Source organism: Pseudomonas sp. Irchel 3E20 (genome assembly GCF_900187645.1).
Classification (GTDB): Bacteria; Pseudomonadota; Gammaproteobacteria; order Pseudomonadales; family Pseudomonadaceae; genus Aquipseudomonas.
The window spans coordinates 54,269-67,723 of sequence record NZ_FYEE01000012.1; the positions used below are offsets into that span (position 1 = coordinate 54,269).

The window sequence follows — 13,455 nt, forward strand, 5'->3', positions numbered from 1 at the left end:
CGATAAATCGATTTCACTTATTAGTCTGTACTTGTTTCTATCCCTCTCAGCCCCGGTGCCTGTGGTGGTTTCACAGCGCCGGTGGCCATGGGCCTGTGCGTGCAATCGATCCCGACTACAGGGAACAACAGACTCATCTGACCGGTATCGCCCCCGTCACAAGGGCCGTATCGCGGTGCTCAACAATAAAAAACACAGGCGTTTTTCTAAAAATTCTGCCAGCACACTCACCCCGAGGTCAGACTCACCATGAACCAGCACATCGGCACCATCAAGCGTTGGCGCGTGCAGATTTTCGCCATCACCTGGTTGGCCTACGCGGCCTTCTATTTCACCCGTAAAGCTTTTTCCGTGGCCAAACTGGGCATCGGCGAAGACCCCAGTTTTCACCTCGACAAAATGATGATGGCCAACCTCGACGCCATCTACCTGGCGGCCTATGCCGTGGGCCAGTTCACCTGGGGCATCCTCGCCGACCGCTTCGGCCCGCGGGTGGTGGTGCTGGGCGGGTTGTTGATTTCCGCCGTGGCGGCCCTGGTGATGGGCAGTTTCGCCACCTTGCCGATTTTCGCCACCTGCATGCTGATCCAGGGCCTGGCGCAGTCGACAGGTTGGTCGGGGCTGTGCAAGAACCTGGGCAGTTTTTTCCCCGCCCAGCAGCGCGGCCGGGTGTTGGGGCTGTGGAGTTCCTGCTACGCCTTCGGCGGTTTGGTGGCTTCGCCCTTCGCCGGGTGGTGGGCCTACACCCTGGTGGGCACTTGGCACGCGGCGTTTATTTCCAGCGCGGCGGTGGTGGCCGTGGTGGCGGTGCTGTTTTTCATCTTCCAGCGCAACACCCCCCAAGACGTCGGCCTGCCAGCGGTGGAACCGGCACCGGAACAAACCGCCGAAGAGGCCCTGGCCGAAAGCCGCCTCAGCGTGCTGGCGCCGCTGCGCGAGATCCTGCGTAACCGCACGGTGCTGACGCTGGGCCTGGCGTACTTCCTGCTCAAACCGGCGCGCTACGCCATTTTGCTGTGGGGCCCGGTGATCGTGTTCGAGCAGATGCCCCAGGTGGGCAAGGTCGGCGCGGCGATCATCCCCACCGCATTCGAGCTGGCGGGCCTGTTGGGGCCGATCATGATTGGCCTGGCCTCGGACAAGCTCTTTGGTGCGCGGCGCATGCCGGCCTGTGTCCTCAGCCTGTTGGCGTTGACGGTGTCCCTGGCGTTGTTCATGGGCGCGCTGCACACCGGCAGCGTGCTGCTGGTGGTGGCCCTGCTGTTCGTCATGGGCCTGACCCTGTACGGGCCGGACTCGATGATTAGCGGCGCGGCCGCCATCGATTTCGGCACCGCCAAGGCCGGCGCCACGGCGGCGGGGTTCGTCAATGGCTGCGGCTCGGTGGGGGCGATCCTGGGCGGCTTGCTGCCGGGCTACTTCGATACGGTCACGGTATTCGTGGTATTTGCCGGTTGCGCGTTGTTTTCCGCCCTGGTGCTGGTGCCCCACTGGAACAGCCGCCCGGCGGGCCTGCGCCCCTACTGCGCGTTCGTGCCCAACCGAGCCCTGGCGATCAAACCCTTGCGTAGTTGAATGCCCTTTCTTTTATAAGCCCCTTGAACTGGAGATACCCCCCGATGAGACCGTTTTGGCTGGAACAGGCCCTCAATGCCGAGGGCGGCGAACCCTGCGCGCCCCTGCACGGCGAGACCCGTGCCGATGTGTGCATTGTCGGTGGCGGCTACACCGGGTTGTGGACGGCGGTGATGCTCAAGGAGCAGAACCCGCAGCTGGATGTGGTGCTGATCGAGGCCGATATCTGCGGCGCCGGCGCCAGTGGCCGCAACGGCGGGTGTGCGCTGTCCTGGTCGGCCAAGTTCTTCACCCTGGAGCGCTTGTTCGGCATTGAGGAAGCGGTGCGCCTGGTGCGTGCTTCGGAGCAGAGCATCCATGCCATCGGCGCGTTCTGCGAAAAGTACGCGGTGGATGCCCAGTACCGCCTCGACGGCACGCTCTACACCGCCACCAACCGCGCCCAGTGCGGCGCCACCGACGGGGTGATCGCGGCGCTGGAGCGCAACGGCATCAACTCCTTCAGCAAGCGGCCGTTGGCGGATGTGCAACGTATGGCGGGCTCGGCCCAACACCAGGAGGGTTGGTTCTCGCCGGCCGCCGCCAGCGTGCAACCGGCCCTGCTGGTGCGCGGGTTGCGCCGGGTGGCGCTGCAACTGGGGGTGCGCTTGTTTGAGAACACCGCGATGGTGGGGCTGGAGGAGGGCCGCCCGGCGCTGATCCAGACCCCGGACGGCGCCGTGCGCGCCGACCGTGTGGTGCTGGCGATGAACGCCTGGATGGCTCGCGCGTTCCCGCAGTTCGAGCGCAGCGTGGCGATTGTCTCCAGCGACATGGTTATCACCGAGCCGCGCCCGGACCTGCTCCAGGAGATCGGCCTGACCAGCGGTGTGACAGTGCTCGATTCGCGGATTTTCGTGCACTACTACCGCAACACCCCGGACGGCCGGATCATGCTCGGCAAGGGCGGCAACACCTTCGCCTATGGCGGGCGGATGCTGCCGGTGTTCGACCAGCCGTCGCCCTACGCGGACCTGTTGCGCAAGAGTCTGGGGCAGTTTTTTCCGGCGTTCGCCCAAGTGCCGGTGGCGGCGACCTGGAACGGCCCCTCAGACCGCTCGGTCACTGGCCTGCCGTTCTTCGGGCGCATGGGCAGCGGTGGCAATGTGTTTTATGGCTTCGGTTATTCCGGCAGCGGCGTCGGCCCGTGCCACATGGGCGGGCAGATCCTCGCTTCGCTGGTGCTGGGGCTGGACAACCCCTGGACCCGTTCACCCCTGGTGGACGGGCCGTTGGGGTATTTCCCGCCGGAGCCGATTCGCTATTTGGGCTCGCTGTTGGTGCGCAACGCGATCCGGCGCAAAGAGCGTGCCGAAGACCACGGCCACCGGCCACGGCACCTGGACGTGCGCCTGGCGCGGTTCGCGGCGGCGGCCGGTAAGGCCGACAAAGGCTAAGGCCGCGTCAGGGCTCACCCATCAGCCATTGCAGCAACAGCGGCGCCTCGGCCAGGGCAGCGGGGGCGGCCTGGGCCTTGGCGCAGCGGTGCAAGGCCTGGCGCTGTGGCTGGCTCCAGTGCTGCTGGAAGTATTCGGCCAGGGCTACGCAATGCCCCGGGTACAGCAGGCTCAGTTGCCGAGGCGTGCGAGCGAACTCGCGGGCCAACAGGCGTTTTTGCTGCGGGTTCAGGTCCAGGGCGCCGCTGGCCAGGCTCTGGCCTTGCAGCACAATCGCGTCGCGGCCCAGGCCGGCCGGCTCCTGCAGGTCGGCGCGGGGCATGCGCACGATGTACCACGAGGTGTTGGCCAGGCGCCGCGCGGCCAGCGGTGGGGCGGCGAACAGGCAGATTTCGCCATCCCACAACGCGTCGGGCTCGGCCGCAGGAGGCAGGGTGGGCCGGGGTGTGGCGGCCAGGGCCACGCCGTCGGGATCGAGGCGGATATGCTGGCCATTCACCGTCAGGGTCAGGTGCTCGCTGCCCTGGACCCGCAGCGACTGGCCCGCCTTGAGGTAGATCTGCCGGGTTTTTTCCGCCAGTTGCTGGCCGTTGAGGTACAGGCCCTTGCGTTGGGCCTCGAACGGCGCGCCCGCCAACTGGAACACCACCGGGTAGTCCGGGTCGCCGTTGACAAAACGCACCAGCACTTCGCACCCGGCGGTGGGTAACGGCCCGTAGCCGGCGGCTTCCTGGCGCACGAGGGGCAACCACAGGCAATGCTGCGGGACCCGCTCGGGGGTCTCGCCCCAGGCCAGGTGCACGGGGATGCGACCCTGGGCGTCCTGTTCGGCCAGTTGCCCGCGGGCGCCGGGCACGTAGCCGCGCTGGTAACCGTTGACCAGCGGTTTGGGATGGCGCAGCGCGGGCCGGTAAGCGGTGGCCCAGGGGATAGCCTTGAACTGATTGCCGTAAGGTTCGCTGGCCCATTGATGGCCTGGCATCAGCGCGGTGCCGCCCAGCCGCTCGGTGGCCACCCACCAGGGCTGGCGGCTGGCCGGGGTGGTGAAACCGGGTTGCCGGCCCTGGTGGTGAACCTCGGTGAGCAGCCACTGGTCGTTGAACCGCGACACCGGGTGGTCCTCGACCTGCATCAGCGCCCCGCTGCGCAGGTGCGCCTCGCTGCTTTGGCCCACCAGGCATGGCGGCTGGCTGCGCAGGCGTTCCAGGGCGCGGCGGCTGGTTTGCTGGCGATGGGCTTCGGTGGGCGAGGGGCGCTCCCAGTGGCGGGCGGGCGGGTCGTGGGGCTGATTGGCGGCACCGGCCGGCGTTGCGCTGGGCGTGTTCGGCCCGCATGGGTTGGGCCTGGGCTGGGCCGGTTGGGCCTGGGCCAGCCAGGCGAGCGCCGGGGCGGCGGGCTCCCGTGGCGGGCACGACAGCGGCGTCGATAGCGGCACAAAGGCTTCGCTGTCGTCGGCAAACACCAGCACATGGCGCTCTTGCTGGTGCTCGAAGTGGTAGTGGATGCCTTCCTCCTCGCACAAACGTTGTAGGAAATACAGGTCGCTCTCGTCGTACTGGATACAGAACGCGCGCTTGGGGTACTGGCCGTGGGGCAGTTCGAAGCGGTAGCTGTCGGCCGGCAAGCGGTGTTCCTGGAGCAACTGCAAGAGCATGCCGGGCACGCTGACATCGTGGAGCACCCGCCGACAGGTACGCTGCGCCAGGGTCGCCAGATGAGGCGCCAGGCTCAGGTTGCAGTGCCGGCCACAAGGGTGGGCGCGGGTGATGACGCCATGGATGCCGCTGCCGTCCCCCAGGCGCAGGAACGCAGGCTGTTGCAGCCAGTCATCGAGGGCGCCGGGCGTACCAGGCGCGGCCAGTTCGATGTCGAAGCAATAGGGTTCGTTCAAGGCTTCGCGACCGGTGAAATGCGCGACGGGCAGGCACAGCGAACGGCCGGCGATCGTCAGAGTGAAGGGGCTTGTGAGGTCGTCGTGCATGGTCTGCCAGCTCTTGCCTTTAAGGGACGGGGGACAGAGGTTACGAAACGACGGGGCGCAATGGGGCGTCAAAGCGATTTTTCGGAAACCCCCTACGCAATGGGGTGGACAAGTCGCCCGCCACCTCGACTTTTTGGTCGATTGCCGACTTTAGGCCGTATAAACTTGCCGCCATCGTCGGCCAACAGATGTCACGACGCACAGAACGAGAGAGTGAGTAATGGGCGCACAGTGGAAGGTTAAACACAAAGAAGCGGCAGCCAACGCCAAGGGCAAGATCTTCGGCAAGTTGGTCAAGGAAATCACCATCGCCGCGCGCAACGGCGCGGACGTGACCACCAACGCACACCTGCGCCTGGTGGTGGAGCAGGCGAAAAAAGCCTCGATGCCCCGCGAAACCCTGGAACGCGCCATCAAGAAAGGGTCTGGCCAATTGGGCGAGACCGTGCAGTACCACCGCGTCACCTACGAAGGTTTTGCCCCGCACCAAGTGCCGCTGATCGTCGAGTGCGTGACCGACAACATCAACCGCACCGTCGCCGAAATCCGCGTCGCCTTCCGCAAGGGCCAACTCGGCGCTTCGGGCTCGGTGGCCTGGGATTTCAACCACGTCGGCATGATCGAAGCCGCCCCCGACAGCCCCGACGCCGACCCGGAAATGGCCGCCATTGAAGCCGGCGCCCAGGATTTCGAGCCGGGTGAAGAGGGCGCCACCCTGTTTTTGACCGAGCCCAGCGACCTGGACGCGGTGCAAAAAGCCCTGCCCGAATTCGGTTTCACCGTACTGTCGGCCAAGTTGGGCTACCAGCCGAAGAACCCGGTCAGCGGCCTGAGCGAGGCGCAAATGGCCGAAGTCGAAGCCTTCCTCGAAGGCCTGGACAACCACGACGACGTGCAGGACATGTTCGTCGGCCTGGCCGGCTAAGCGCTTGCGGGGGGCTGAAGCTTCAGCTCCCCCAATTCCCGCTCTATTGCGCTGAAGCCCGGCCGGCCCATGACCTGGGGCTGGCAGCAGCGCTCTTGCAGGCTTTGCAGCTGCTCCCGGTCCTGGGCACCGAGCCCGCCATCGATACGCTCCAACAATTCCCCCAGCAAAATTCCGAAGGCCCGCACCTCGATGCGTTGCAGCGCGCCCGCCACAGGGCTGTGGGCCGGGTCGTAGCCCGCCGCTGCGCCAAAATCCCCCAGCAGGCAATGGCCTTGGGGGTTGAACAGGATGTTGTGGCCATACAGGTCGCCATGGTTCAAGCCCTGGCCGTGCAGGTGGGCGGCCACCGAGGCGATGCCCAGGGCGATAGTGAGCGCGACCTCGGCACTCAGGCGCCAGCCTTGCGGGTAGACGTCGCGGGTGCAGGAGGCCAGGCTCGGCAACCCGGCCAGGTTGCGGTAGTGCGGGCCGATCAGTTCCATCACCAGGGCCGCGCGGCCTTCGGGGTGGTCGCTGACCTGGCCGTGCACGCCGATCAGGTTGGGGTGCAGGGCGGCGCGGATGCAGGCGTGCATTTCATGCAGCGGCGAGCCATCGCTGGTCATGCTGCCCTTGTACAGCTTCACCGCCACGTCTTGCGGCGCCTGCCCCGGCGCTTGCCACGTCGCTTGATGAATCACGCCGCTGGCGCCTTCGCCCAAGGGCTGTTGCAGGTGCAACTGCGCCCAGGCGATGGCTGGCGCCGGGGCGGCGTGTGTAAGGTCCGCCTCCAGCGGATTGCCGGCATAGGCCAGCCACGCCAGTTTCGGCAACGCCAGCAGCCAGTGCGGCAGTTCGCTCAATTGGTTGGCGGCGACGCGGATCAACTCAAGCTGCGGGGCGTTGGCCAGGCTCGCCGGTAACTGGCGTAGGCGATTGCCCGAAAGCATCAGTTTTTGCAGGTGCGGGCGTTCGCCCAGGGCCTGGGGCAGGTGTTCGATGCGGTTGTCGGTGAGGATCAGCCAGCGCAACCGGGGCGGCAACGCCTGGGCGCTGACCCGTTCGATCCGGCAGGCCTTGAAGCCCACCATGCTCAACTGCGCGCAGCGGCCCAGGCTTTCGGGCAGTTCGGTAAAGGCGTTGTCCGAGCAGAACAGCACCTGCAAGCGGTGCAGGCGATGCAGGTCGTCGGGCAGGCTGCGCAACTGGTTGGCGCTGAGGTTGAGCACTTCCAAAGAGTCCGCCAGGTCGAAGATCTCCCGGGGGAACTCGGTCAGGCCGGCGCTCAGGTCCAGGCGCCGGATGCCGCGAAGTTGGCCGGCGCGCAGTTGTGCAAGGGTATCCATGGAAGGGTTCGCAGCTCATTGGAAAAAAGGGCGCCATCATAGCGCCCTGCGCTGGGGCCCGCACGGCGCGGTTCAGGAGGTTGCCGGCGCGGTTTGGCGGATCGGCAGTTCGACGCGGAACGTGGTGCCCTTGCCGACTTCACTGTGCACCGTGATCTCACCGCGATGCTTCTTGATGATCCCGTACGACAGGGACAACCCCAGCCCCGTGCCCTGGCCCACCGGTTTGGTGGTGAAGAAGGGGTCGAAGATTTTCGCCAGGTGCTGGGGCGCGATCCCTGCGCCATTGTCGGCCACTTGCAGCCACACCGTGTCGCCCTGCACGCCGTTGCTCAGGGTGATGGTGCCCCGTTCGCTGCCCATGGCCTGGGCGGCGTTGACGATCAGGTTCATCACCACCTGGTTGATTTGCGAGGGCAGGCACTCGACCTCGGGCAACGGCACGTACTGCTTGACCACATCGGCCTTGTACTTGATCTCGGCGGCGACGATGTTGAGGGTGGAATCCATGCCCTGTTGCAGGTCCGCCCACTGCCAATGCTGGGTTGAGTCCACGCGGGAGAAGTCCTTGAGGTCCTTGACGATCTGGCTGACCCGGCCGATGCCGTCCTTCGATTCCTTGATGAGCTGGGGAATGTCTTGCAGCAAAAAGTCCAGCTCCAGGCTTGCGCGTAACTGTTCCAGGCCCAGGCGCGGCTCACCGGGGGCGAGGGCGGCCTCGGCCTGGCGGTAGGCCTCGAGCATCTGCTGCATTTGGCCGAAGTACGTCCCCAAGGTGCTGAGGTTGGAGGAAATGAAGCCCACCGGGTTGTTGATTTCGTGGGCGACGCCGGCGGCCAACTGGCCAAGGGAGGCGAGTTTTTCCGATTGCACCAATTGGCTTTCCAGCAGCATGCGTTCGTCCATCTCGTGTTGCAGGGCCTCGCTGGCCTGCTGGAACGCCTGGGTGCGTTGCGCCACCAGGGCTTCGAGCTGGCTCATTTGCAGTTGGGCGCGGCGGGTCATTTCCCACTTGGTGGTCAGGGTATTGGCCATTTGCTGGACTTCGATGTTGTCGAAGGGCTTTTTCAGGATCAGCAAGCGGTCGTGGCCGTTGAGGCGGTCGAGCAACTCGTCCCAGGAATAGTCCGAATACGCGGTGCACACCACCACTTGCAGCAAGGGGTCGTGCTTCCACAACTCTTCAATGGTTTGCGCGCCATCCCAGCCATCGGGCATGCGCATGTCGACGAACGCCAGGGCATAGGGCCGCGCCTGGGCGGCAGCGTCGAGCAACTTGCCCAGGCCTTCCTGGCCGCCATAGGCACACTCGAGTTCATAGACCGTGGCCGGGGCTTTCGGCGCACTGCCGAACAGGGCGCTTTCCAGGTCGTCGAGGTCGGTGCTGGCGCTGGGGCCGGGGGTGAGGATCTTGCGAAAGTCATCGTGGATGGTCGGGGTGTCGTCGATCAGCAGAATGCGTCGGTTGATGGCAGTGTTCATGCGTTACCTTGGGCCACGATCAGAGGAATTTGTAGGGTAAACAGCGCGCCCCGCCCCGGCCCGTCGCTGTGGGCGCTCAAGTGGCCGTTCATTTCCACGGCGGCCAGGGCGCAGCTGTGCAGGCCAAAGCCGTGGCCATCCTTACGGGTGGTGAAACCATGGACAAAGATGCGCGTCATGTTTTGCGCCGAGATGCCTTCGCCCTGGTCGCGCACGCTGATGTTGAGGTTGTCGCCGTCGATGACGGCGCTCAGGGTCAGGGTGCGTTCGCGGTCGGTGACGTTGGCCATGGCGTGCTTGGCGTTGCCGATCAGGTTTATCAGGATCAACAGCAGGCGATGCTTGTCGCCCATGATCCGCGGCACATCGGAAAATTCCTTGAGTACCGTGACGTGGTGTCGGGTGAGGGCACCGGCGTGCATGCGTAGGGCATCATCGAGCAGTTCGCTGATGGACAGCGCTTGCAGCAGGCTGCTGGTGCCGGCGTAGGACTGCTGGGTGGCGACGATGTCCTTGATGTGGTCCACGCTTTTGCTCAGTTGCCCCAGTTCCGCGCTCATGCCTTGCTGCTCCTGGGCGATGGCCAACACCAATTGGTTGAGGTAGCCGGGCAGCAACATGCCTTTCTCGTCCTCGGTGAGAAAACGGCCCAGGTCGCCTGGGTGTTCATTCATCAGTTGCATGGCCTTGCCCAGGCCCTGGGCCTTGCTGTGGCGCAACTGACGGCTGACCAGGTCGGCGGAGATGTTCACGCTATTGAGCACGTTACCCACGTTATGCAGCACGTTGGTCGCGATTTCCGCCATGCCGGCCTGGCGCGCGGTATCCAGCAGTTCGGTCTGGGTGTCCTTGAGCTCTCGGGTGCGTTCTTCGACCCGGCGTTCGAGTTCGTCGTTGGCGGCCAGCAAGGCGCGGTTCATCTGGTTGATCTGGGCAAAGCTGCGCATCAGGCGCACGGCCAGCCAAATCAGCAGCAGCACCAGCAGGGCGGAAAACACCACCAGGTAGAAGTGGTATTTCTGGTCGCTCGCCTCGGCGAGCTGCTGGTCGCGGTTGAGCAGGTTGGTGAGGTCATCCAGGCGTTCGGACACGGGGAAGCTTTCGATTTCGTCGAGCAAGGCATTGACCAGGGGCTGCTCGCGCAGGATCAGGGAGATGTGGTTGCTGAGAATATCGATGGGCTCGTGGAACTCCGCCGGCAGGCGCTCCTTGTTCACTTGCAGTTTGTTCAGGCCCACCAGGATGTCGGCGGCGTGGTCGGCGGAGGTGACCTGGGCGAATTCCAGGCTGCTGAGTAGCAGGTCGTAGGTGTCGTTGGCGATGTTCTGCACTTGCAGTTTGTCGGTGTCGGCAACCCGCCCCAGTTGCGCCTGGATGTCGTCTTCGGCGGTGGGCAGGAAGGCCAGGGAGTTGCGCAGCACCGCGTTGTGGGACTTGAACTGTTCCACCACCCGGGTTTTTTCCTTGAGCGCATCGAGATAGGCCTGCTGGCTGGCCTGCCACAGCGGCGACTGGTCGCGGCTGCGCTGGGATTCCAGCACCTCGAACTGCTGCCACAGCCGCGTCATTTCGTTCAGGGGTGATACCAGCGGGTCGTAGTTGTGGCTGATGGCAACCCGAGCCTTGAGGACCTCGTTTTCCCACTGCGCGTTCTGCTGCTTGAGCTGGCGGATCAGGTCGCGGGACTCGGTGTAGGTGGCGGTCAGGTCGGAGCGCGAGTTGAGGTACAAAAACAGCAGGATCGAGGCCAGCACGGCCGCAACCCCCGCCAGCAGAAGCAAGCTCAGGCGCCGGGAGACTTTCATAGGGGCTTGCCCTGCCACTCACCGGTCAGGGTCTTGAGGAATTTCACGATCAGGGCTTTGTCCTCTTCGCTGGGGATGCGCCCCAATTGGTAGGTGAACATCACGGTCACGGCGCCTTCGAGGGTCGCCTGCGAGCCATCATGGAAGTAGGGCGCGGTGACGGCGACGTTGCGCAGGCTGGGCACCTTGAACACGTGGCGGTCTTCTTCGGCGCCGGTGACATTGAAGCGCCCCAGGTCCGCCGGGGTGGGGTTGCCCCGGGCGGCGAAGTAGTCCCCCAGTACGCCGAACTTCTGGAACATGTTGCCGCCGATGTTCACCCCTTGGTGGCAAGCGATGCAGCCGTAGTCCTGGAAGCGCTGGTAGCCGTACTTTTCCTCGGTGCTGAGGATCGCGGTGTTGCCCGCCAGGTACTGGTCGAAACGCGAGTTGAGGCTTAGCAGGGTGCGTTCATACTCGGCCAGGGCGCCCTGGATATTGGCCTGGGTCACGCCGCTCGGGTAGGCGTCGGTGAAAGCGGTAGCGTAGTGGTTGTCGGCAGCGATGCGTTGCACCACGGTGGCCCAGTCGCTGCCCATTTCCGTGGGGCTGTGCACCACGATGTGGGCCTGTTCTTCCAGGGTTTCCACGCGCCCGTCCCAAAACTGGCGAAAGTTCAGGCTGGCGTTGAACACGCTGGGGGTATTGACCGCCACCGGTCGGCCGTCAAAGCCCAGGGACAAAGGCTTGTCGTCGGCGCCGCCACGGTCCAGGCGATGGCAACTGGCGCACGACAGGCTGTTGTTCACCGACAGGCGCGGGTCGTGGAACAACTGGCGGCCCAGTTCCACCCGCTTGCTGTCCATCACCGGCGGTGCGGGCAGGGGCTTGAGCGGGCCTTCCAGGGGCGCGGCTTGGGCGCCTGCGACAAACAGCAGGGCGGCGCTCAGGGGCAGGGCGAGTGGGGGCATGGGGTGAATCCTTACCCGGGGCGGCGTCATAGTGGGGGTGTTTGCAGGTGCGGGGAGTCGGCCAGGTAACGGGCGAACTCCTCGGCGGCCACGGCTTTGCTGAAGTAATAGCCCTGGCCTTCTTCGCAGTGGTGGCGCTTGAGGAAGGCCAGTTGCTCGGCGGTTTCCACCCCTTCGGCAATGATGCTCAGGTTCAGGCTCCTACCCAGGTCGATGATGCTGCTCACCAGTTTGGCGTCGTTGCTGTCGGTGCTCAGGTCGCGCACGAACGACTGGTCGATCTTGAGCACGTCCACCGGAAATTTTTGCAGGTAGCTCAAGCTGGAATAACCGGTGCCGAAGTCATCGATGGCCAGGCGCACCCCCAGTTGCTTGATCGCTTGCAGCGTGGCGACGGTGGCCTCGACGTTCTGCATCAGCACGCTTTCGGTGATTTCCAGCTCCAGCAGCGTCGGGGCCAGGCCGGTTTCACTCAGGGTGCGGCTCAGGCGTTGGACGAAATCGCGCTGGCGAAAGTCGATGGCCGAGACGTTCACCGCCATGCAAATCGGCGCCAGGCCCTGGCGTTGCCAAGCACGTGCTTGCTGGCAGGCGCGGTTGAGCACCCATTGGCTGAGGGCAACGATCAGGCCGCAATCCTCGGCCAGGGGAATGAATTGGCCGGGGTAAACCAAACCGTGATCGGGGCGGTGCCAGCGCACCAGAGCCTCGGCGCCCACCACCTGGCCCGTGTTCAGGTCCAGTTTGGGCTGGTAGTGCAGGACGAATTCATCGCGTTGCAAGGCCAGGCGCAGGCCGGTTTCCAGAGTTTGTTGCTGGTGGGCGCGCAGGTTCATGTCTTCGATGAAAAAACTGAAGTCGTTGGGGCCGCAGTCCTTGATGTTGCGCATGGCGGTTTCGGCGTTTTTGATGAGCGTCATCGCGTCGAAGCCGTCCTCGGGGTACAGGCTGATGCCCAGGCTCGCGGTGACCGTTAGGTCATGCCCGGCCACCGAGTGGGGCGTGTTGACGGCCGCCAGCAGTTTTTCGGCGATGCGCCGGGTTTGCTGCGGGTGCTGAATGTCGCCCAGGATCACCACGAATTCGTCGGAGCCGTAGCGGAACACCGAATCGCTGTCACGCACCGTGGCCACCAGGCACTGGGCCACGTGCTTGAGCATCTGGTCGCCGGCCGGGTGGCCCAAGCCGTTGTTGATGCGCTTGAAGCGGTCCAGGCCCAGGAACATCACCGCCAACGTGCAGTCGTGGCGCCGCGACTGGGACAGGCTCTGGGTCAGGCGATCGCCCAGCAAGGTGCTGTTAGGTAACCCGGTGAGCACGTCGTAGTACAACAGGCGCGACACGCTGAGCAACTCCTGGACGCGCTCTTCGATGGTCCGCTCCAGGTCGCGCATCTTGCTCGCCGCGTCCTGGGCCAATTGCCATTTGCAGGTCAGGGCGCTGGCCATCTGGCGGATCTCGATGGCGTCGAAGGGCTTTTTCAGAATCAGCAAGCGGTCGCCCAGGTCCAGGCGTTCGGCCATGTCTTCCCAGGAGTAATCGGAGTAGGCCGTGCACAGGGCGATTTGCAGCTTGGGCGCGATGCGCCACAGCTGCTCGATGGTTTCCAGGCCATCCCAGCCGGGTGGCATGCGCATGTCGATAAAGGCCACGGCGTAAGGCGCGTCGCGGTCCTGGGCGGCTTGCACCATGGCCAGGGCTTCTTGGCCCTGGTACGCCGAGTCGAGGATAAATCGCTCTTGCACGGCGCTGGCGGGGCTGCCGAACAGGGCCATTTCGGCACTGTGCAAGTCGCTATTGGCGAGGGCGGTGGGGACGAGGATCTTGCGAAAATCCTCATGGATGCCCTCGGTATCGTCGACGATCAGGATCCGTCGGTTAAGGGGGCCAGCTAAAGCCATCATGGCCAGACTCCTATCCAACGTGGGGCCCTTGGATCGACGCTCATCTGGCTTCCCTTCCTGGCTGTGACA

Annotated in this window: 9 protein-coding genes; 3 read left to right on the forward strand and 6 right to left on the reverse strand. The window is 64.8% G+C overall.

Annotated features, from left to right (window positions below; all coding sequences use genetic code 11):
* Nucleotides 1-249: 249 nt before the first annotated feature.
* Both CKW13_RS19775 and CKW13_RS19780 read left to right on the forward strand, forming a co-directional pair.
* The gene (locus tag CKW13_RS19775) at nt 250-1,575 is read left to right on the forward strand and encodes an MFS transporter (RefSeq protein WP_095110460.1); all 1,326 of its coding nucleotides are present in this window, start codon (nt 250-252) and stop codon (nt 1,573-1,575) included.
* 44 nt (nt 1,576-1,619) lie between these two features.
* A complete protein-coding gene (locus tag CKW13_RS19780) occupies nt 1,620-3,011 on the forward strand; it encodes an FAD-dependent oxidoreductase (protein WP_095110461.1) in 1,392 nt (463 codons plus the stop codon).
* 7 nt (nt 3,012-3,018) lie between these two features.
* Here CKW13_RS19780 and tssI read toward each other — a convergent pair whose 3' ends face one another.
* Nucleotides 3,019-4,992 carry a type VI secretion system tip protein TssI/VgrG gene (gene tssI, locus CKW13_RS19785; protein ID WP_095110462.1) on the reverse strand — a complete coding sequence of 658 codons (1,974 nt, stop codon included), beginning with the start codon at nt 4,990-4,992 and terminating at the stop codon, nt 3,019-3,021.
* Between the two features lie 220 nt (nt 4,993-5,212).
* Between tssI and CKW13_RS19790 the strand changes: the two genes are divergently transcribed.
* Nucleotides 5,213-5,917, forward strand: coding sequence for a YebC/PmpR family DNA-binding transcriptional regulator (locus CKW13_RS19790; protein WP_095110463.1), 705 nt, complete (start codon nt 5,213-5,215; stop codon nt 5,915-5,917).
* Here CKW13_RS19790 and CKW13_RS19795 read toward each other — a convergent pair.
* The 5 genes from CKW13_RS19795 to CKW13_RS19815 all read right to left on the reverse strand — a co-directional run bounded on the left by CKW13_RS19795 (nt 5,914) and on the right by CKW13_RS19815 (nt 13,386).
* Entirely contained in the window at nt 5,914-7,245 is a 1,332-nt protein-coding gene (locus tag CKW13_RS19795; RefSeq protein ID WP_095110464.1) for a leucine-rich repeat-containing protein kinase family protein, read from the reverse strand. The two genes, CKW13_RS19790 and CKW13_RS19795, sit on opposite strands and share 4 nt — an antisense overlap.
* A gap of 72 nt (nt 7,246-7,317) precedes the next feature.
* Entirely contained in the window at nt 7,318-8,727 is a 1,410-nt protein-coding gene (locus CKW13_RS19800) for an ATP-binding protein (RefSeq protein ID WP_095110465.1), read from the reverse strand.
* Nucleotides 8,724-10,532 (reverse strand): DAHL domain-containing protein, encoded by a 1,809-nt coding sequence (locus CKW13_RS19805; protein ID WP_095110466.1) that lies wholly within the window; start codon nt 10,530-10,532, stop codon nt 8,724-8,726. The genes CKW13_RS19800 and CKW13_RS19805 overlap by 4 nt, the downstream gene beginning before the upstream one ends.
* On the reverse strand, nt 10,529-11,482 hold the full coding sequence (locus CKW13_RS19810) for a cytochrome-c peroxidase (RefSeq protein ID WP_095110467.1): 954 nt from the start codon (nt 11,480-11,482) through the stop codon (nt 10,529-10,531). Before CKW13_RS19810 ends, CKW13_RS19805 begins: the two co-directional genes overlap by 4 nt.
* A 26-nt stretch (nt 11,483-11,508) precedes the next feature.
* Nucleotides 11,509-13,386: a bifunctional diguanylate cyclase/phosphodiesterase gene (locus CKW13_RS19815; RefSeq protein ID WP_095110468.1), complete on the reverse strand. Its 1,878-nt coding sequence runs from the start codon at nt 13,384-13,386 to the stop codon at nt 11,509-11,511.
* Nucleotides 13,387-13,455 lie beyond the last annotated feature (69 nt).